A 21,513-nucleotide genomic window follows, 5' to 3' on the forward strand; every position below is an offset into this window, starting at 1 on the left:
CTAGTTATTGTGCTTTTTTTAGGCTCGGATGCTTTTTACGGTTTTCGTATACCGTGGCAAGGCTGTGCAATACCATTCCGAGGATCACAAGGAGGATTCCAGCAATGGATACAATACCTGGAAATGCAGCATTGAGTAACAGAATTTCACCAAATAGGGCAAACACTACTTCCCCAGATTGTGTGGCCTCAACCCCTGCAAGTTTCTCATTTTCATTTCGTACAAGCTCAGTCGCATAGAAAAATAATACTGTCGCAATCACCCCAGAAAAAACAGCTACAATAAATGTTTGGGTTACTTGTGTCGTTTCAGGTAGTCCATGTGTCGCGAATCCGTAGATAGATAATAGGAACCAAAAAGGCATAGACATAATGGTCATCCCTAGAATTCGCTGGAAGGTATTGAGCTGTCCATCTACATGCTGCATCATTTTACGGTTCCCTAATGGATAGGCAACTGCTGATAGGATAAGAGGGAAGACACAAAGAAGAACACTTGCCAATGGAACAGCGCTTGCATGTTCTAATTGCGTGAGAAATACACCACTAAGTATAATGAAAGAAATAAGAACAGCTTGGATCGGAATCTTTTGTTTCTTTTCTTTGTCAAGTAGTGGTACAAGAAAGGAGCCTGCAAGGATCGTTAGCTGGAAAGTAGCTGCAACAAGCCATCCCGGTCCGTAAATCGTTGCAAAAGTCAATGGAGCGTAGAATAATCCGAACCCGACAGTGCTCCATAGAAACCAGGGTAGTGGCTTTTTGCGAATGTGGTGTAAGACTGGTTTGACGTTGCGTTGAAAGCCTACGATAAGTAATAAGAGCGGGAGCATGAACATAAACCTCAGGGAAGCGCTCCATGCCCAGCTTCCTCCATCTAGCTCCATAGAGCGATTCAAAATAAATGTAACGGAAAAGAATAGTGCAGATAAAATACCAATTATGATTGCTTTCATTCTCCTCACCTCTTTATCCCGCCTTAACTGGCAGTAAGACCTCCACTTCAAGAATGCGGGAAATCAAGCATTCTTAGTTTGGGTTTCAACTGCCAGTAAAGGTCCGATTCGTTTAACTAACATTTGGTGGGGAGGTAGGGACCCCCTTACCAAATGAAGTTTCACTTTATTATCATAACAAATAAGGGAAAGTTTAACATGACGGATTAAGAATCAATTGGAAGTAGAAAAGCAGGATATTGGAAAAATATGACGAATTAATACTATAAGCCAATAGGTTTAACCGTTTAACTAATTTTTAAGGGGATCGACATGGTAGAACAAATCAAGGTGAAGCATACAGTGATTCATGAAGACAGTGTAATGGACCTTGTAAAGGGTCAACTGACAGAAGAAATCAAGGAAGTTCGTTTTTTGACGAGAGGCCTAAATGATACATATAAAGTAGTGGGAAAGAATTCAAGCTATGCTTATCGAGTATATCGCCAAGGCTGGAGAAATTTAGCTGCCATTCAATTTGAGTTGGAGGCTATTGCTTACTTAAAAGAAAATGGATACGAGGCGATAGGGACTATTAAGGGAACAGATGGGAGCAATGTAACAGAAATTGTAGCCCCAGAAGGAGAGCGGTACGGTGTTATGTTTTCCTTCGCAGAGGGAGAAAGGCCGGTTATAAACCCGGAAAACACGTTTCTTATTGGGAAATCACTTGGAAGACTCCACCGATTGTCTAATGGATTTACTAGTGAGCATGACCGCGGTTTTACAATTGATTTCACACATCTGCTTGATGAGCCAGCAAGCTTTATCCGACCAACTATACAAAAATATCTAGGCGATGAGGCCGTAAAGATATTTACAGAAACATTAACGTATTTAAAAGAAGAATTGGATACAGCTCATTTAGAGATAGGTTTCTGTCATGGTGATTTCCACAACCATAATATGCATATACATAAAGGTGCGCTTCAAGTCTTTGATTTCGACAGTTGTGCAGTAGGTTATCGCGCCTATGATGTTGCAGTATCCTGGTGGAATTTACTCCATAATTACAAGCAGCAGGAAAAGGAATGCTGGGATACTTTCTTGCAGGGCTATGAGCAGGAATATTCTTTAAGTGAGGAAGATATGGACTCCCTGCCACTGTTTATGACGGCAAGAAGGATTTGGCTGCTCGGTACGATGCTGCAAAATAGAGATGTATGGGGCACGAATTGGATTAACGAAACAGCTTTAGAGCTGTTCATCTTACAATTAAGAACAGACCGAATAGGCATGCAGAAAGAGCAGGAAGCATAAGGACTTCGGTAATAGAAATGGGAATGTAAAAGGGGGATTTGAGATGAACACACTTCCCACTAGTTTTTGGGTTATCTATATTATTTTTGTAAGTAGTGCACTTCTTACAGCCATTATAAGTAATGCAAGAAACAGGCTTATTCCGTTCGCTTACGTAACGATTATTCTATCGATTGGTACACCATTGTTTTCGTTTTTGTACATCATACAGCGAACGGATGGTAGTAACGAATGGGATTATCTTTTAAAACAAATAAGCAATGGCCATTTACCAGCTATTATTCTATTATTATGTTATCTCTATTTATTATTTTGGCTTTTTTTATTTTTATGGAAAAATTTCGGGGCGACGTTAAAAAAGTACAGCCTTTTGCTATGGAACAAACTAAAAAACTTACAAGTGTGGAGAAAGCTTAGGAGATCGCAGGAAGAATAAAAGGGAGTAGCTCTCAGAGGAGGAAAGCAATGCAATACAAGTTCATAATATCCCTACTTCTCTTGCTTTTTATAACTGCTGGTTGTACAGATGAAAGTGCAAAACCAAAGGATTATTATTTATCATTAGTAGGGGAAAGCCAGCACTGGAGAATAAAAGGATATGAAATAGAATTATCAGAGGATTCGTTTATGGCTGGGAACGGATTTTTAGATATGAAAAATGAAGATAAATATATGACCAATTCTTTTGATATTGAAGTTCGGGCCGTTATTAATGACGTTGATCAAATTATTCAAAAGAGTAAATGGGCTGGTGAAAACATAGATATTGCTGTTGAGAACACAGGGAAAATTTTAGAGAAGAGCTATGTGGACAAGCAAGGAAATCCGATTACATTAGAGGATATTAAGAAAGTCTACCTTGTCTTAAAATGGCACGACATAAAAAACAGAAAAGAACAACAAGAACAAATTGAACTTTATCATGCTGAAGAGAATAACTTTTCTTGGGGATGGTTTAAAAAAGGGAAGAGTAGCACCCATAAAGATATCGAGATGGTCGAAAATTTTACATATAAAGCTTTTGTCTGAAGGAGTTCACCAAGTATATGAAATGGAAAACAATTCTAATATTTACTATCATCTATGTGATGCTACTGTACGCTGTCCCATTTCTCGGCGAATACATAAGCACCATCACAGCATATCTGGTGGTCGGAGTCTTTTTACTAGTGATGCTTTACGGCATAGAAAAACTCTCTGTGTTAAACAGGAAAATTCCTTTTATACTCGGGGTTATTATGCTGGCAGTACTTGTAAGTGTTAGTCTATTTATTTAAAGAAAGCCCTGGGATTAAACGAATCTGCCAGGGCTTTCTATGTGAGTCACTTTATTTAATATTAATGACGATTTTACCTTTAGCGTGGTGGGTTTCACTTAGCTTGTGAGCTTCCTTTACTCCTTCTTCAGTGAGTGGGAAGGTATGACCGATGTTGGAGGCAACCTCACCTGAATTTAGAAGTGCTGCAATTTCCTCGAGTTGTTCACCATTTTCTCTAAGCCAGATAGATTCTGCTTTAATTCCTTTTTCCTTTGCTAAATCCTCATTTGGTTGCTGAACGATGGAAACAAGTTTTCCACCTTCTTTTAAAACTTTAAAGCTTTTCTCCTGGACCTCTCCGCCAAGAGTATCTACGACAATATCATAGTCTTCAAGTACCTCAGAAAAGTCAGTATCCTTGTAATTAATAAATTGGTCTGCTCCTAGTTCTTTTACAAAGGATTCATTCTTTCCGCTGGCGGTAGTAGCTACATGTGCACCAAAGTGTTTTGCAAATTGGACGGCATAACTCCCAACTCCACCTGAACCGGCATGGACAAGTACTTTATCACCCTTTTTAATTTGACCAAAATCCACTAGGCATTGCCATGCGGTTAATCCAGCTAGTGGAACAGCTGCTGCCTCTTCGAATGTAATATTATCTGGAATTTTGGCTAGAAGGTCTTCCTCGATTAGTGTGTACTCCGCATAGGTGCCATTCCTTGTTGTTGCCGGACGAGCAAAGACCCGATCGCCTTCTTTAAACTTGGTCACATTTTTACCAGCTTTGGAGATAACACCAGCTGCATCCCAGCCAAGTGTGATCGGGAATTCAAAAGGTAACGCATCCTTAAGGCCTCCCTCTCTTAGTTTCCAATCTATCGGGTTAATGGAGGTGGCATGAAGTTCGACTAAGACCTGATTATCGTCAGGTGTCGGGATGGGGAAGGTTTCTTCCTGAAGTTTATCTGCTGATCCGTATTCATGAATAACAATTGCTTTCATTTAACACCCTTCTTTCTTTATAATGTTCACAGTACTACTTTTCCCTGAAATAGTTGAGTCTAAGCATGGAGGTGTCCAGTTTGCAGAAAAAGCTCTCATCGTTTGCTCCGGTATTACCAACAAATCCAAAAGTCTTAATTCTTGGCTCGATGCCGGGCGGGAAATCACTTGAAAAGCAAGAGTACTATGGTAATCCAAGAAATCATTTTTGGAAGATCCTATTTAAATTATTTCAGCAATCTCCAATAGAAAATTATGAAGAAAAGTTGCGTTTTGTTAAAGGAAAAGGAATTGCTCTTTGGGATACAATTGGTAAATGTTACCGAGAGGGAAGCCTTGATGCAAATATAGTAGATGAAGAACCAAACAACATTATTGAACTGACAGAGAATTTTCCATCTATAAAACTGATTGCTTGTAATGGTGGAAAGGCTTATGAAACATTTAAACGTAATTTTTCCCAGGGTCAGTTTGCAGGTATTGATGTCATAAAGTTACCTTCTACGAGCCCTATACCAGGAAGATACACAAAGACCTTCGATGGAAAAGTAGAAGAGTGGAAGAAAATTTTGGACTATTTATAAAGTGAAACTTTATTTGGTGGGGGCTACCCTTCTCCCCACTTAGAAAACTTGATGCTTTTCACATTCTCGAAGTGAGGGGCTTACTGCCAGTTAAACGGAAGGTTGTTTACAGGAGGTAAGGATGAGGAATACAGATGTTAAATATGTGTTACAGCTTGAAGATAAAAGTAGCGGCTTAACAGCTGTTATGGTAGGATTTAAGTAAAGTAACATGTGAAATTTTGCCACTTTCGTATAAAAAAGCAAGACGAATATTTTATGGGTTGAGAAAATACTATTTAAGTGGTGATTTTATTTGCTGAACGTTGCCCCCCAGAAAGCGATCCGCAAGCGGCAACTTGCGGATCGGACAGCTATCCTCTATGGGTGAGGCGACTTCTTTAAACGAAAAAGTAATGTTCCCGTCCGTCGGCAGGGGTGCTTACTTTTTTTCTCGGCTGTTAACAATTAACAATACGAGAGTGGCAAACATAAACATCAACTGTAGAGTTGAGTCAATGGGAATCATGTTTTCAACTCCTTTCCCTGAATTTTTGTCGCCAAGTAAAAGAAGTACTTCTACAGCTTTGACCGAAGCTCACCCTGCATAGACTGTCCCTTATAGTATACAACAAATAAACAGAAAATAGCCTATAATTTACAGAAAATGGTACAATATTCTCATTATTATTTATGTTGGGTAGAATTACCCTCAGCTCCATTTAGTGTCGCAAAATGAGCCTTTAGTTTAATATTCCACGTGCAGTTTTTGTAAGAGAGGCAGAGAAAAAATTGTTGTTTGTAAAATGAACCACGTTTCTATCGTTAATTCGGTATGGGCGTGGTATTTTAATATCCATTGGGGAAGATTACGGGTAACTCATTGAGTTGTAGTGAAATGGGGTATTTAAAACGGTGGTCAATCAGGACGCTGTGCAATTGATTAGTGGAGCAGTGCCATCGACCAAGAGAGTTGCGCAATCAACCAGAGGAGCAGTGCCATCGACCAGGAGAGCCGCACAATCAACCACGAGAGCAGCGCAATCAACCAGAGGAGCAGTGCCATCGACCACGAGAGCTGCACAATCAACCAGAGGAGCAGTGCCATCGACCACGAGAGCTGCACAATCAACCAGAGGAGCAGCGCAATCGACCACGAGAGCAGCGCAATCGACCACGAGAGCTGCACAATCAACCAGAGGAGCAGTGCCATCGACCAGGAGAGCCGCACAATCAACCACGAGAGCAGCGCAATCAACCAGGAGAGCTGCACAATCAACCACGAGAGCTGCACAATCAACCAGAGGAGCAGTGCCATCGACCACGAGAGCTGCACAATCAACCAGAGGAGCAGCGCAATCGACCACGAGAGCAGCGCAATCGACCAGGAGAGCTGCACAATCAACCACGAGAGCAGCGCAATCGACCAGGAGAGCTGCACAATCAACCAGAGGAGCATTCCAATCAACCGCGATAGTCGAATCAGCTTACAACCCACATAGAAACTAACAAATCATACATAATTAACTGAAAGATTTTTATTATGAACCCAAAATTGGAGGATCCTTACATGAATAAGTTAGTATTGCAAACAGATTTTGGTACGAGCGATGGGGCTGTAAGTGCAATGTATGGGGTAGCAATCTCCGTCAACGCAAACTTGAGCATATTCGATCTTACGCATGATATTCCCACGTTTAATATATGGGAAGCATCCTATCGATTACAGCAAACCGTTTCGTATTGGCCAGAAGAAACAGTGTTCGTATCAGTTGTAGACCCAGGGGTTGGTTCGGATCGATTAAGTGTCGTTGTAAAAACAGAGGCCAATCAATATATCGTCACCCCAGATAATGGAACACTAACCCATATTAAGCATCACATTGGGATAAAAGAAGTAAGAAAGATTGATGAAACGATAAACAGATTGCCAAAATCAGGGGAGTCTTATACTTTCCATGGGCGTGATGTGTACGCCTATACTGGTGCGAGACTTGCTTCAAAGGTTATAACTTTTGAGCAGGTTGGCCCTGTCCTTAAAGTAGAGGATATTGTGGAATTGCCTAGACCAGTAGCCTATACTGAAGCTAATACCATCTATGGAAATATCGATATACTTGATATTCGTTTTGGAAACCTTTGGACAAACATTAGTCGAACTATATGTGAGGAAGTAAGCATGAAATATGGAGAGTTGATGGAAGTTACCATCATGCATCATGACAAAGAAGTCTATAAAGGTGGGATGATTTTTGGGCGGTCCTTTTCTGATAGTCGATTAGGGGAACCGGTGGTGTATGTAAATTCACTGGATAATCTTGCGGTTGCCATAAATCAAGGATCCTTTGCTGAAACTTATCAAATTGAAACTGGGCTAAATTGGATGATACGTATTCGCAAAACTTAGACGATCGATTATAATGGAGACTATTAATGAAAAGACTGTAGAGTTGGAGGTTTGTTTTATGAGTTGGAAAAATACGTTTTACGAAAAGTTAATGAAGACATATAACAAAAAATTAAATGTGGACGGTGTTTCGGGAGAAAGGATGGCAACAAGGTTAGCAGCCCTATCGGAAATTGGCCTTACTACAGATAATGGCTCTAATCGTCCTGGATATTCCAAGGAAGAGAAGCAAGCCAAAGATTTGGTCGCAAGATGGATGACAGAAGCTGGACTGGAAGTACATCACGATGAGGCGGGGAATGTCTTTGGCCGACTAGCCGGTAAAAACAACCATTTGCCCGCGGTTTTAAGTGGCTCTCATGTGGATAGTGTGCCGAATGGGGGGCATTTCGATGGTCCCTTAGGGGTGCTGGCAGCTCTTGAAGTGGCCCAAGCCTGGAAAGATACAGGCTACCAACCGGAAAAACCTTATGAAGTAGTTATTTTTAGTGATGAAGAAGGGGCCCGGTTTAATGGCGGTTTTAATGGCAGTGAAGGTATGATGGGTTTTGGAAGTTTGGAAGAGAAAAAGAAATTAGTAGATAGTGAAGGGAAATCGTTTTCCAAAGTACTTGAGGAAGTTGGATTAACGGCAGAGAAATATCCGGAAGCAAAACGCGCGGAAAGTACAATTGACATGTTTGTTGAAGTTCATATTGAGCAGGGGAAACGCTTGGAAAAAGAAAACCTTTCTTGTGGGGTCGTCACAGGAATTGCAGGGCCGTGCTGGTTGGAAGTCACGTTTTCTGGAGAAGCCGGTCACGCGGGAAATACCCCGATGAACGACAGAAAAGATGCCCTTGTAGCAGCCTCCGCATTTATTACAAATATCGCCACATTGCCAGCACAGGTAAGTGATAGTGCTGTAGCGACAGTTGGAAAGCTACACGTCGAACCGAACGGCGTAAATGTGATTCCAGGAGAAGTCACGCTTTATGTAGATATTCGGGATATCCATAAAGAAACCCGGGATAAATTAATTGATTTAGTCAAACAATCAGGAGAACAAATAGCATCTGACTATCATACATCCATTGTTTTTAATGAAACAATGCGTGTCTCACCTGTCCCTATTGAGGAGAAAAAACAAAATTTACTAGAAGAAGCGATTCTTGCTCACGATTTACCAGCATATCGGCTGCCAAGTGGTGCTGGTCATGATGCGATGATCGTAGGAGAGAAAATACCGGTTGCCATGCTCTTTACCAAAAGTATTAACGGTGTGAGCCACCATCCTGCTGAATGGTCTGAACTAACAGATTGCGTGCAAACTGTTCACGTTCTGAAAACGTTTATTGAAAAGTTACAACAACAGGGAGCATAGGAAGTGAAGGTTTTCTGGATCCGATTTAGTCTGCTTAGTATAGTATGGATGTGCCTGATTATCTTAGGTAGTAATCAGGTTCCAAACAGCATTTTATTCTTCGCAGCTTCATTAGCAGTATTCTTTTTTATTTCGATTGGAAAATTGCCTGAAATTCTATATTTTGTTCTGCATATACTAGGAATGATCCATTTATTAACAGTAGGTAGTGAAACTGTTTTCTGGTCTATGGCACTTTTTTTCCTTTATTCGCTTGATGCTACGTTTCGGCTAAAACGAATGAATTCGAGTATTATTTCACTTGTTGGTTTAATGCTATCCCTATTTTCGCTTTTAAAGTTTGAAAAGTTAGAAGTAGAATCGTTCTTAACACTTATTATGTTTTACATTTTAATTGATAGAGTCTCGAAAATGGTTTCAGAAAGAAAGGACATGCGAGAACTATATGACCAGTTGCGCGCTGAATATCGTTCCATGAAGCGAATAAATCTTATGACGGAACGAGATGCAAGGCTGGAAGAGAGAACCAAAATTGCTCGGGATATCCATGACTCTGTAGGACATCGACTAACAGCGTTAATTATGAAATTGGAGATGCTCTCCATCCAACATGAAAATAATGAGTATGCTGAGTTGAAGCGCATGGCAACGGAGAGTCTAGAGGAAACAAGACAGGCAGTACGTGCGCTAAATTTAGAAGAAAATGAGGGGCTTGCTACCGTTGTTCATTTAATACGCAAGCTCGAGGCAGAGAGTCATATTATGGTGCAATTTACGATGAAACAAGGTGTTTTATCCATCCCGCTTTCCAATGAGAAGAGTGTGGTATTATATCGCGTCATTCAAGAAGCTCTCACGAATGCAATGCGTCATGCGCAAACGAGGGAGGTTCGCGTTACGCTTGGAAAATCGGCGACGGGGTCTGTTTCCTTTGAAATTGAGAATATGATACATAAGGCAGCAGCATTTGAAGAAGGCTTTGGTCTTACCATGATGAGAAAGCGTGTCGATGAGGTGAATGGAAGCTTGGAAATTTTCCAAACTACTAATCAGTTTATTGTTTCAGGAACGATTCCAAGCGGGAGTTAGGGGGGAAAGCATGGAAGTATTACTTGTAGAGGATCAAGCTATTGTAAGACAAGGGCTTAAAGTGATATTGGAACAGGATGAACAAATAACCGTTTCTCATGAAGCTTCGAACGGACAGGAAGCAATTGAAGTGATGGAAAAACACCTGATCGATTTTGTTATGATGGATGTAAGAATGCCTGTAATGAATGGTATTGAGGCGACAAGAATTATTAAAGAAAGATGGCCCCATGTAAAAATATTAATACTAACTACCTTCAACGATGATACTTATGCAGTAGAAGCGCTCCGACAAGGCGCAGATGGTTTTTTGCTCAAAACATCTGAATCAGAAAAATTAATCAGCGCTATACATAGCTGTATGAGGGGCGGAATTAGCCTGCACGAAGAAGTAGCCGCAAAGGTGATGCCTAAACTTTTAGAACGGTCAGCAGAAACTCCCCGTTCAGATATTTCTTTATCCGACAGAGAACTTGCCATAACAAAACTGGTGGGAGAAGGGCGAACGAATAAGGAAATTGCAACAGCCTTATTTTTATCTGTAGGTACTGTGAAAAACCACTTAACGCATATTCTCCAAAAAACCGGACTTCGTGACCGCACCCAGCTAGCCATTTTTGCAGTGAAGCATGATCTATCTGATTAAACAATTGAGCTCTCCTTTGTGGGAGCTTTTTTATTTTATGAAATTTTTGCGTAACTAGATTTGATGCCAGAAATGGTCACTTCCAGCTTCAGCGTGCGGTCCCGATCTGGTTTATAAAAAGTGACGCAGGTCACACGGCAAAGTAGGAGAATATGACTGTAGACAGTATGCTGACAAAATGAATTGCATTATGATTAGATGTGAGGAGGCGAGTTATGTGCTGGAATTAGTTGAGTTATCAAAGAAGTTCAAGCAGCTTTATGCTGTTAAAAGTTTAAATATGTTTGTGGAACGTGGAGAAATAATTGGCCTGTTAGGCCCTAATGGTGCTGGGAAGTCTACAGCTATTTCGATGATATCTTCGTTAGCGGCACCTACAGCAGGGGATGTTCGATTTCATAACAAAAGCATTTTAAAGAATGCGGGGGAATTCCGCGAAATCGTTGGCATGGTCCCCCAGGAAATCGCATTATATACAGATCTTACAGCGGAGGAGAATTTGCAGTTCTTTGGAAGGATGTACCGGCTAAAAGGGTCAATCTTAAAAAGTAAAATTGAGGAGATCCTTCATTTGGTGGGTCTAACCGAAAGAAGAAAAGATGTCGTAAAAACCTTCTCAGGAGGGATGAAGCGGCGACTTAATATTGGTGTGGCCTTGCTTCATAATCCAGAGCTCATTATTATGGATGAACCAACAGTAGGCATTGACCCACAATCCCGTAATTATATTCTCGAAACTGTAAAGCGATTAAATCAGGAAAGAGATATGACGGTCATCTATACGAGTCATTACATGGAAGAAGTAGAATTTCTTTGTGATCGCATCTATATCATGGACCAAGGGAACCTTATTGCTTCGGGTACAAATGAAGAAATTAAACGAATTTTATCTGCAGAAAAAACAATTTTGATAAAAGGTGAGCAGCTGAACGATCAGTTTATCTCTTCATTGCAGGAACACCCACTTGTTAATCGTATAACGACTGCTGATAAGCAAGTGACACTAATGGTTGCAAAGGAAGTAAGTATGTTTGCAGAATTAACGAAGCTTGCTGAACAGGCGGGGATCGACTTAACCTCGGTTCATAATAAAACTCCTACCCTGGAGGATGTGTTTTTACATCTGACAGGTCGTGCTCTAAGGGATTAGGGGGAGTTACTATGTTAGGTCAAATTTTTAAGAAACAAGCGTTGTTATTGCTCCGTAATCCTGTTCAGTTACTACTACTAGTTGGGTTACCAATCATCCTTATTTTAATACTTGGTGTAGCATTAAGTAGCTTCATGAACGGGGAAGCCCCGGTTATTCAAGTAAAGCTCGGTCTAGTAGAGCAAGCGGAGGAGAGTGCTCAACTAGAACAGTTTACAGCGGAACAGAAGGAGCTGCCAGCAGAAGTATTCAATGAGATGGAAAGTATGCTACCAATACAGTTGTTAAAAGAGGAAGTGTTTGGCAGTGAGGAAGCCAAAGAATTTATAACCGTAGAAGAAATAGCTCCAAACAAAATGGAAGATGTATTGAATGATAATACGTTTACAGCAGTAATTGAAGTTCCTGAAAATTTCACATATGAGCTATTACAGTATCTCTATTTAGGAGAACAACAACAACCTGCCCTCCAATTATATACAAATACACAGCATCAGCTCGGTGCAAGTATTGTAGAGGATATACTCACTCAGTATCAGCAGCAACTTACGCTACAATCATTCCTAGGGGAAAACAGAATAGATGCAGCACTTCTTCAAGAAAATTTACAGAATGTAACAGCGGATGTCTCCGCCCTGGAACAACAACAACCTGTTAGTTCGAAAGATTACTATACAATTGGTATGGCTGTAATGAATGTACTATTCATTGCCTCTGCTATAGGTTCTATTGCGTTTATGGAGAAAAATACATTTGTGTTTAATAGAGTTATATTAGCGAATGTTTCACACTGGGTTTATTTCTTAGGAGTCTTAATGACGGGGATGGTTTTCGCGTTCTTACACTTACTCATTATCTTTGGATTTTCATGGATAGTTTTTGATGTTACATGGCCAGATTTGGTAGGATTTAGTCTCGTCACAATTTCATTTGCTATTGCAGTCGGGGGGATTGCCGTGTTATTAACTGCATTGTGCTATCGCCTTCATTCTGAGGTGATTACAAATTTCTTCTCTAATATTCTTGTATCTTTAATGGCTCTGCTTGGTGGGAGTTTCTTTCCGATTGGAGATTCCTCTGCATTCATCGCCACCCTTGGAAATTTCACTCCAAACGGAGCTGGAATGTCAGCTTACTTGAGTGTACTTCGTGGTAATGAATGGACCGAGGTAACGAATCACCTTCTCGTATTAGTCTTATTTGGTGTCATCTCTGTGATCGTAGCAGCATGGAGCTTTCCGAAAAGGGGGGCTGCGCTGTGAATGGAATTCTTCTAGCAAAGTTTCGAATATTTATACGGAATCCTTGGAGCTTTATTATATTTACAGTAATGTCGATCGGGTTTGCTCTTATCATAGGTGGAAGTGGGTCTGCTACAAGTATTTCTGTGCCAATTAATACAGCAGATAATTCTATTAAAGAGTCTACTTTAGCCAACGTTCTGACAGAAGACGAAGCTTTTCGTTTTAATTGGATGAATAAGGATGAGTTACAGGAGCAAGTTGAAAATGGAAAAGCAGAAGCTGGCGTGATCCTCCGAGAGAACTCTTATCAGCTAATAGTTGGAGTAGAATCCCCAAATATAAGCATGATTGAGCAGGCCATCCAGCGTGCTTATACAAAACGTAATCAAGAGGTGGCATTGTTAAAAGCATCTGGTGCAGAGACGGAAGAAGAAAAGAAAGCTATCCTTAACGATTTCGAGAATGCGATGAACAATCCAGCCTATGAAGTGGAGACAACAAATTTTCAAAGCGAAGATGCAGTAGTCTATGATAACACCTTTCAATCCTTATTTGGTTTTACATTGTTTTTTGTAATCTACACAATAGCCTACAACCTTTTGCCGATCCTGGTAGAAAAACGAGACGGTGTTTGGGACAGGATGATCCTGTCTCCTGTGAAAAAGTGGGAGATGTATGTGGCAAATCTTATCTATAGTTTTATAGAGGGGTATGTACAGGTTCTAGTTATCTTTTGTATCTTTCGTTATTGGGTTGGGGTTGATTTCCAGGGGAGATTTCTAGAAACAGTATTGCTGATCATCCCTTATTTATTCTCCATTGTAGCATTATCAATTTTGATCATATCTGTTCTTAAAAACGTGCAACAGTTTAATGCTCTCATACCCATTATTGCCGTAAGTATGGCGATGATTGGTGGAGCATATTGGCCGATAGAAATTGTAAAATCAGAAGTATTGATTACCTTATCCAAGTTGAACCCACTTACCTATGGGATGGAAGTCCTGCAAGGGGTGGTTTTATATCAATACTCTTTTGATGAATTACTATTCCCCATAAGTATATTGGTTTTAATGGGTGTGGTGATGATAGGACTTGGTATTCACTTTATGGAGAGAAGGCATGTATAGAAGGCTAGATTAACTCATTTTCTATATGCGGTGCAGTAAGAAGCTAGGGGAAGCCCCTTTTTATAGGGTTTCCTCTTATGCCATCTATCTTGCCAGGGTGTTAACTAATCCTACTTTAATTTGCCTGTATAGGTGCGATTCGTCCAATTAACATTTGGTTGGGGAGAGAGGGGGATTCACAAAAAATGAAGTTTCAGTTTCGTTCATGGTCACTGTAATATTTTTAGAAAAAGCGAACAGGGAAGGTAGAATTCGCTTAGGAAACTTGTTATAATCTTCCTCGTAGATTTATTTTACAGTAAAATGAATAGTCATTCATTTAGAAAAGAAGGAAGAAGAATTGAAGAACATCTGGAGAATTTTTTCAAGAGACATAAAAAACACCGGTACGAATTGGGTAGCATTATTATTAATAGGTGGTTTGATTATCTTACCGTCCCTGTATGCCTGGTTTAATATTAAGGCATCCTGGGATCCATATGGCCAGACAGACCAAATTCCAATTGGGGTCGTGAATGAGGATACAGGAGCCACAGTAAGAGACGAGGACATTGATGTCGGTCAAGAGCTCATCAGTACTTTAAAAGAAACTCCTACAATGGATTGGCATTTCGTGAACCGACACGAAGCGATGGAGAAATTGGAGTATGGAGAGTATTTCGCTGTTATCGTAATTCCTGAAAACTTTTCAAAAAAGCTGGGAACCGTAATTGATGATCAGCCTGAAAAAGCGGATATGGAATATTACGTAAATGAAAAAATAAATGCGATTGCACCGAAAATAACTGATAAAGGCGCTTCCGCGATAACGGATGAAATAAGTAGTCACTTTATTTCGACCGTTAATGGAGTGATCTTTGACATATTTAACGACATTGGACTTGAATTAGAACAAGACCTGCCGGACATTGAACGGTTTGAAAACTATATTTTTGATTTAGAGGAAAATTTACCTGAGATTAATCAATTAATTAATCAAACACTGGCTGATGCAAATAGTGCTGGGGATATGATTAATCGAGCTCAAGAGCTTGTCCCAGAAGCTGAGCGTGTTACCGGTAACGGATTAGAAACCATTGATAATACGACAGCATATTTAAATAAGGCAGAGGACCGACTAAATGAAATTGCACCACAGGTTCAAGAAGATTTAGAACGCGTTCAGCAAATTGCTGAGGAGACAAATACATTTTTACAAGAGGTCCAATCCACTGGAATTGACTTTTCAAATGGTGCTGAATTGACGAATCAATTAGATGAACAGGTGGCACAGCAAATCGAGGCTGTTACTTCCATAGAAGAGATATTAAGACAGATACAACAACAGCAAAATACTCAGGGAGAAAACGATGAAGCCACCGAAACAGAAGAAGGTAATAATGAAAATAATCAAGCAAACCAACAGATCGAGCAAGCACTTGAGGAGCTTGAAACCATTCGTACAGGACTTGAATCTGCCCAAGAACGCAGTGGTGAGATTCGTACCTTTGTGGAAGAAAAGCAATCGGAAATAGAAGGTGTCATAAATGATCTGCAAAGCTTAACCGAAGATACTTCCACAAAGATCGATGCTTTTATTACCGAATACAATGAATCCATTGAGCCAACAGTATTAGCGGAAGTAGGAAGGGCAAAGAACACACTTGCCGATGCTCGTGGTATCCTGGTAGAAATTCAATCGGCTATTCCAGAGGTGGAAAGAATTCTTTCAAGTACAGAGAATGACCTTGGAGAAGGAGAAGGCATGCTTGAAACAGTTCAAGATGAGTTTCCATATGTGAACGATAAGGTCAACCAAATAGCTGATCGAATAAGAGAAATACAAGGGGAAACAGATATTGGAGAAATTATTGAACTGCTGCAAAATGACCCGGATGCTGAACAAGGATTCTTCGCGGAACCTGTGCAGTTAAATGAAAATAAGATTTTTCCGATAGAAAATTATGGATCTGGGATGACACCTTTTTATTCAGTGCTTGCAATTTGGGTAGGTGGTTTATTACTGATATCCTTACTTTCAACGGATACGCCAAACCTTGAGAATTATTCTTCAAGACAGATATATTTTGGCAAGCTGTTCACGTTTATTACCATTGGCTTATTACAAGCAAGTATCGTTACGTCAGGTGATATATTCCTATTAGATGTGACGATGGCGAATCCTGGATGGTTTGTTCTTTTCGGCTTACTGATTAGTCTAGTATTTATGCTTATTACGTATACACTAGTGTCTGTATTTGGGGATATTGGAAAAGCAATGGTAATTGTTTTGCTTGTTCTGCAAATTGCCGGCTCGGGCGGTACGTACCCTGTCGTACTTTTACCAGACTTTTTCCAAGCTATTCATCCATTTTTACCGTTTAGTTATGCGATCGATCTAATGCGTGAAGCAGTAGGGGGTATTGTTTGGTCGCGAGTACTACATGATCTTATTTTCTTAGGGATTTTTGGAATTGCGGCGATCGTGTTAGGAGCATTTTTAAAACAACCAATTAATAGACAGTCTAAAAAGATAAAACAAAAATCGAAAGAATCAGGTCTATTTCATTAATGCATTTGTAAGTATAAATAGAATATAGAAATCTCCTTTACTAATTTAAAAAAAGAAGGGAATGGATATGTTTGAAGATCAACGATGAAGCGAGAGATAAACTATGGGAAGAGGTAGCAGCTCTAAGTGATGAGGAATTAAATAAACGGCCTTGCTCTAACGAATGGTCAATTGCACAAGTGATGGAGCATTTATACTTAATGGAGCGTACTGTCGTGCATAATATAAAGCATACTTTAGAAAATGGTTCTATTAAGGAAGTTAGCACAAAGCCAATAGAGCTCACTGTAAATCGCTCCAGAAAAATAGAGGCTCCTACGTTTGTGGAACCGAGTGACTCAGATAAAACCATTGAGGTTATAAAGGAAAAATTGCATACCTCACATGAATCATTGCGCAAGCTTGATGAGGATGTTGATAAAGAACGCTTAGAAGAGAAAACGGCAATCCATCCTGTGTTTGGAGAAATGAATTTAGCGCAATGGATCCCATTTGTTGGTTACCATGAGCTGAGGCATATAGAGCAGATTAAAGAGGTTAAAGATAAGCTTGGATTAACTAAATAGGTTGAGAAAGGACAGGGAACTGTCCTTTTTTTGTTGTCTAAGAAAATATAAAATCTAGTTGTTGTGGATAACAAAACAACTGAACCAGCCACGTCCAGCTCCAGCGCCCAGCGAGACTTTCCTCGTCTTTGTACGATAAGTAAACATCAGCTCCAAGTATTCTTCCCTTCTATCATTTTGTTCACCAACTTGTAAACAAGTACCAGTTTTGACAGGGTTTAAACAATTCTCTTTTCTAGTATAATAGAATGATAGCAGTTTAGCAGAGAGGGGAAGGCCACATGAAGAAAAAACGTATAATTGGCATAGTGATTGGAGTTCTCTCCATTTTGCTAGTAATTGATATAGTTGCAAGCTTTTATTTTTATAATTTAGCTGTTGAGCGAAATAAAAAAGATTTCCTCCAAGGAAATGCAGACCTTGAAGTTTCAGCAGAGGCAATGGACGTGTTTATAGAAGGTGATTGGCGAGAATGGGTTGATAGCCAAGATTTTGAACAGTGGGACATGACCTCTTATGATGGGATAGATCTTAAAGGGTATTATCTTCCAGCGAAAGAACCAACCAATAAGACTGTCGTGTTAGCGCATGGTTATCTAGGCAATGCCAGAGATATGGGGCTTTATGGCCAGTATTATTATGAGGAACTAGGATACAACATTTTTACGGCTGATATGAGAGGTCATGGCCATAGTGGTGGTGATTATATTGGTTTTGGCTGGCATGATCGATTGGATTATATAGATTGGATGGATCGGATCATAGAGGAAACAGGTAAAGACACAGAAATAGTTATGCACGGCGTCTCGATGGGAGCAGCGACAGTATTAATGGCAAGCGGTGAAGAAGAACTTCAACCGAACGTAAAAGCAATTATAGCTGATAGTTCATACAGTAGTGTTTATGATGTGTTTGATTACCAGCTCGGCCGTATGTTCCACTTACCTGCTTTCCCAGTGCTTCCTAGTACAAGCATTGTGACTAAGGCGAGAGCTGGTTATTCGTTGAAAGAAGCATCAGCTCTAGATCAAGTGGAAAAAACAGATGTACCAATTCTCTATATTCATGGCAATGATGATACCTTTGTACCAACGAAAATGACAGAAGAGCTAGTAGAACATACAAATAGCGACGCGGAACTGATTACATTTGATAATGCAGGACATGGTGAGGCGTTCGTTACACAAAAAGATCGATATGTTTCTAAGTTGAATGAATTTCTTGCTAAGTATATAAAAGAATAAATATTGTTACGAGGCTGGGACATATTAGTACTTAAATACGAGTAATACATTTTCAGAACCGCTTCGCTTCGGCAGAACACTCCGCTTTCCACGGGCACGGCCTCAGCCTCCTCGTGGAAAGGTCACCACTGCGGGGTCTTCGGACTCGTGCTGTTCCCGTTGGAGTCTCCGTATTCTGCCTACGCTAAAATGAGAAAACCCGAACTAGACAAACCTTTATTCAAGGAATTGTTTGATAGTTCGGGTTTTCATGTGTTAAGAGAACTTTTATCCCAGCCTCTTTCCTACTATTAGTCAAGTATAAAATTGTAATGATGATTTGTTTTACTCGATACTATTTATTATTGGTACATAGAGACCTCGTACGTATTATCGTACTTTTATTATTCTTGACCATGGGATAGATACATTTCAGTAGCTTATTCATGCAGGCTACAGTGTCTACCTTATCCTTTCCTTTTTGGATATAGGTTGCTTCTTTAATTTGTAATAATAATCCACAATGTGATTTGGAGCTTCTTTTGTTGACGAATCATATTTCTAACAATGAAATCTAAAATATCTCTGCCTTTAGGGTTTTCGTTTTTATTGATGCAATCTTGTCCAATGTTTATACGTTTGATATTCACTTTCACGCAATTAATTTAAGTTATTTTGCATATTTATAAAATAAAATTAATAAATATACTTGAATTATTCCTTGAGGGTATTTATACTAATGAATAATTAAAAAATTCAGATGAGCACAAGAAAGGGTGGTAGGTTTTGAAGCAAGCGGCAATTGTTGGCGGCACTGGCTATGGAGCTATAGAACTTATCAGATTATTACATTCACACAGTGAAATAGAGCTAGTGAACATTTATTCCCACTCACAGCATGAGACGGCGATTTCTTCTGTGTATCCCCATTTAAAAAACATCGAGAATACCACTCTAGATTCACTGGATATTGCAGCCCTAGTCAAAAATGTAGATATTGTATTTTTTGCCACCCCTGCTGGTATAGCGAAGGAATTCATTCCTAAAATAGGTAATGGAATTCAGTGTATTGATTTGTCCGGAGATTTACGTCTTTCTTCCCGGGATGCATATAAAAATTGGTACAAAGCAGAAGCCGCAGATCAAAGCTTATTGGACGTTGCAGTCTATGGGCTTTCTGAGATTAATCGACAAAAGATAAAGGAAGCTACAATTCTATCAAATCCTGGTTGTTTTCCAACTGCCGCCTTGCTTGGATTAATCCCAGCACTACAAAACGAATACATACACACAGAAGGAATTGTTATTGACGGAAAGACTGGAATATCTGGAGCAGGCAAAACACCATCTGCACGGACCCATTTTCCTGAAACAAATGACAATATTACCGCCTATAAAATTGGCCAGCATCAGCACATTCCAGAGATTGATCAATATTTAAGTGAACACTGTTCCACAACTGTGCACGCAACATTGACAACGCATTTGGTTCCTATGACAAGAGGGATTATATGTACCATGTACGGAAAAGTTAATGGCTATTACACAACTGAAAAGATTCTATCAGACTACCAACATTTTTATGAAGGAAACCAGTTTGTCAGAGTCCTAGATGCGGGAGAATTCCCAACAACAAAAGGTGTATATGGAAGCAACTTCTGTGATATTGGCCTACACGTAGACAGCCGAACGAATCAGCTGATTATCGTTTCAGCTATCGATAACTTAATGAAAGGAGCCGCAGGGCAAGCGATTCAAAATGTCAATATCATGAATGGTTGGAACGAGAACAATGGATTAAAACACATTCCAATTTATCCATAGAAAGGGTGGGAGCATGGTAACGGTACAGACAGAAGCAATTGAGTTATTGAAAGAAGGACATGTAACAACACCAAAAGGCTTTACAGCAGGTGGAATTCATTGTGGAATACGGAAAAAGAGACGTGACTTTGGCTGGATTTATTCTGAAACGCCTGCAGTTGCGGCGGGTGTTTACACCATGAATGCTTTTCAGGCAGCTCCCTTAAAAGTTACGAAGCGAGCCATTGCAGAAAGTAATCAATTGCAGGCGATCATCGTTAATGCTGGTGTTGCAAATGCTTGTACAGGCCAACAGGGAGATATAGATGCAGAAGAAATGCAACAAAATGCTGCTTCTATACTGAATATCCCTGCAAGTTATGTAGGAGTAGCTTCAACTGGAGTTATTGGAACCCCGCTCCCAATGGACAAAATCAACACAGCCATCCAAGAGATATCGATAACGAATGAGTCTGCTCCACACCATTTTGCTGATGCCATTTTAACGACAGATACGGTGACAAAGCAAGTCGCTGTACAAATAGAAATTGACGGGAAGACGATTACAATTGGTGGGGCTGCGAAAGGCTCTGGCATGATTCATCCAAATATGGCTACGATGCTTGGCTTTATTACAACAGACGCAGCAGTGGAAGCGGACAGTCTTCAACTTGCGCTTAAACAGACAACAGATAAGACATTTAATATGATCACAGTCGATGGAGATTGCAGTACGAATGACATGGTAATCTTGATGGCAAATGGCATGCAGGAAAACAAAGTTTTAAACGTATCACATCCACAATGGCGACTGTTTGTTGATGCCTTGAATATGGTAAGTGAGGAACTTGCCAAAATGATTGCAAGGGACGGAGAAGGTGCTACTAAATTAATTGAAGTAAACGTCAAAGGTGCTCCTTCACAGGAGACTGCATCACAGGTTGCTAAGGCTGTTATTTCTTCTAATCTTGTAAAAACAGCCATCTATGGTTCTGATCCTAATTGGGGACGCATCGTCTGTGCGGTAGGCTATAGTGAACAACCTATCGATCCAAATAAAGTCTGTGTTGCTATTGGCGAAATTTCTGTTGTAAAAGATGGCGTGCCAGTAGCGTTTAATGAATTGGACGGAAAGCACTATTTACAACAAAAGGACATCAGTTTACATGTGAATTTGCAGGATGGACCATATAATGCGACTGCATGGGGCTGTGACTTAACGTATGATTACGTCAAAATTAATGCCTCCTATCGGACGTGAGG

At 40.0% G+C, this 21,513-nt stretch carries 20 protein-coding genes; 17 read left to right on the plus strand and 3 right to left on the minus strand.

Annotated features, from left to right (window positions below):
* Positions 1–4: 4 nt before the first annotated feature.
* Positions 5–952 carry a multidrug resistance efflux transporter family protein gene (locus tag LG273_RS05785; RefSeq protein WP_404458571.1) on the minus strand — a complete coding sequence of 316 codons (948 nt, stop codon included), beginning with the start codon at positions 950–952 and terminating at the stop codon, positions 5–7.
* Between the two features lie 312 nt (positions 953–1,264).
* Between LG273_RS05785 and LG273_RS05790 the strand changes: the two genes are divergently transcribed.
* The 4 genes from LG273_RS05790 to LG273_RS05805 are packed head-to-tail and all read left to right on the plus strand — an operon-like array spanning position 1,265 to position 3,528.
* Positions 1,265–2,251, plus strand: a complete 987-nt coding sequence (locus LG273_RS05790; RefSeq protein WP_404458573.1) for a phosphotransferase enzyme family protein — start codon at positions 1,265–1,267, stop codon at positions 2,249–2,251.
* A gap of 43 nt (positions 2,252–2,294) precedes the next feature.
* A complete protein-coding gene (locus LG273_RS05795; RefSeq protein WP_404458575.1) occupies positions 2,295–2,687 on the plus strand; it encodes a hypothetical protein in 393 nt (130 codons plus the stop codon).
* A gap of 29 nt (positions 2,688–2,716) precedes the next feature.
* Entirely contained in the window at positions 2,717–3,280 is a 564-nt protein-coding gene (locus LG273_RS05800; protein ID WP_404458577.1) for a hypothetical protein, read from the plus strand.
* Positions 3,281–3,297: 17 nt separating this feature from the next.
* A complete protein-coding gene (locus LG273_RS05805) occupies positions 3,298–3,528 on the plus strand; it encodes a hypothetical protein (RefSeq protein WP_404458579.1) in 231 nt (76 codons plus the stop codon).
* A gap of 51 nt (positions 3,529–3,579) precedes the next feature.
* On the opposite strand, the gene LG273_RS05810 is transcribed toward LG273_RS05805, so the two are convergent.
* Complete coding sequence (locus tag LG273_RS05810) at positions 3,580–4,515, minus strand: NADP-dependent oxidoreductase (protein WP_379563205.1); 936 nt, start codon at positions 4,513–4,515, stop codon at positions 3,580–3,582.
* An 80-nt stretch (positions 4,516–4,595) separates the two neighbouring features.
* On the opposite strand from LG273_RS05810, the gene LG273_RS05815 reads away from it, so the two are divergent.
* Positions 4,596–5,099: a DNA-deoxyinosine glycosylase gene (locus LG273_RS05815; protein WP_404458581.1), complete on the plus strand. Its 504-nt coding sequence runs from the start codon at positions 4,596–4,598 to the stop codon at positions 5,097–5,099.
* 922 nt (positions 5,100–6,021) lie between these two features.
* Here LG273_RS05815 and LG273_RS05820 read toward each other — a convergent pair.
* Positions 6,022–6,576 (minus strand): hypothetical protein, encoded by a 555-nt coding sequence (locus LG273_RS05820; RefSeq protein WP_404458583.1) that lies wholly within the window; start codon positions 6,574–6,576, stop codon positions 6,022–6,024.
* A 72-nt stretch (positions 6,577–6,648) separates the two neighbouring features.
* Here LG273_RS05820 and LG273_RS05825 point away from each other — a divergent pair, with 72 nt between their 5' ends.
* From LG273_RS05825 to argJ, 12 genes are all read left to right on the plus strand, one after another.
* Complete coding sequence (locus tag LG273_RS05825) at positions 6,649–7,485, plus strand: S-adenosyl-l-methionine hydroxide adenosyltransferase family protein (RefSeq protein WP_404458585.1); 837 nt, start codon at positions 6,649–6,651, stop codon at positions 7,483–7,485.
* A gap of 58 nt (positions 7,486–7,543) precedes the next feature.
* Positions 7,544–8,848: a M20 family metallo-hydrolase gene (locus LG273_RS05830; RefSeq protein WP_379563215.1), complete on the plus strand. Its 1,305-nt coding sequence runs from the start codon at positions 7,544–7,546 to the stop codon at positions 8,846–8,848.
* Between the two features lie 3 nt (positions 8,849–8,851).
* Positions 8,852–9,937 carry a sensor histidine kinase gene (locus LG273_RS05835; protein ID WP_404458587.1) on the plus strand — a complete coding sequence of 362 codons (1,086 nt, stop codon included), beginning with the start codon at positions 8,852–8,854 and terminating at the stop codon, positions 9,935–9,937.
* A 10-nt stretch (positions 9,938–9,947) separates the two neighbouring features.
* Positions 9,948–10,583, plus strand: coding sequence for a response regulator (locus LG273_RS05840; protein WP_404458589.1), 636 nt, complete (start codon positions 9,948–9,950; stop codon positions 10,581–10,583).
* A gap of 217 nt (positions 10,584–10,800) precedes the next feature.
* Complete coding sequence (locus LG273_RS05845; protein WP_379563221.1) at positions 10,801–11,733, plus strand: ABC transporter ATP-binding protein; 933 nt, start codon at positions 10,801–10,803, stop codon at positions 11,731–11,733.
* A gap of 11 nt (positions 11,734–11,744) precedes the next feature.
* Positions 11,745–12,995: an ABC transporter permease gene (locus LG273_RS05850; protein WP_404458591.1), complete on the plus strand. Its 1,251-nt coding sequence runs from the start codon at positions 11,745–11,747 to the stop codon at positions 12,993–12,995.
* Entirely contained in the window at positions 12,992–14,107 is a 1,116-nt protein-coding gene (locus LG273_RS05855; protein ID WP_379563225.1) for an ABC transporter permease, read from the plus strand. Before LG273_RS05850 ends, LG273_RS05855 begins: the two co-directional genes overlap by 4 nt.
* Before the next feature lie 340 nt (positions 14,108–14,447).
* Positions 14,448–16,658 carry a YhgE/Pip family protein gene (locus LG273_RS05860; RefSeq protein ID WP_404458593.1) on the plus strand — a complete coding sequence of 737 codons (2,211 nt, stop codon included), beginning with the start codon at positions 14,448–14,450 and terminating at the stop codon, positions 16,656–16,658.
* Positions 16,659–16,729: 71 nt separating this feature from the next.
* Positions 16,730–17,224, plus strand: a complete 495-nt coding sequence (locus tag LG273_RS05865; protein ID WP_379563229.1) for a DinB family protein — start codon at positions 16,730–16,732, stop codon at positions 17,222–17,224.
* 281 nt (positions 17,225–17,505) lie between these two features.
* Entirely contained in the window at positions 17,506–18,468 is a 963-nt protein-coding gene (locus tag LG273_RS05870) for an alpha/beta hydrolase (protein ID WP_404458595.1), read from the plus strand.
* A gap of 765 nt (positions 18,469–19,233) precedes the next feature.
* Positions 19,234–20,271: an N-acetyl-gamma-glutamyl-phosphate reductase gene (argC, locus tag LG273_RS05875; RefSeq protein ID WP_404458597.1), complete on the plus strand. Its 1,038-nt coding sequence runs from the start codon at positions 19,234–19,236 to the stop codon at positions 20,269–20,271.
* 13 nt (positions 20,272–20,284) lie between these two features.
* Complete coding sequence (gene argJ, locus LG273_RS05880; RefSeq protein ID WP_404458599.1) at positions 20,285–21,511, plus strand: bifunctional glutamate N-acetyltransferase/amino-acid acetyltransferase ArgJ; 1,227 nt, start codon at positions 20,285–20,287, stop codon at positions 21,509–21,511.
* Positions 21,512–21,513: the final 2 nt, after the last annotated feature.

Source organism: Oceanobacillus kapialis, assembly GCF_044790185.1.
Classification (GTDB): domain Bacteria; phylum Bacillota; class Bacilli; order Bacillales; family Amphibacillaceae; genus Oceanobacillus_B; species Oceanobacillus_B kapialis.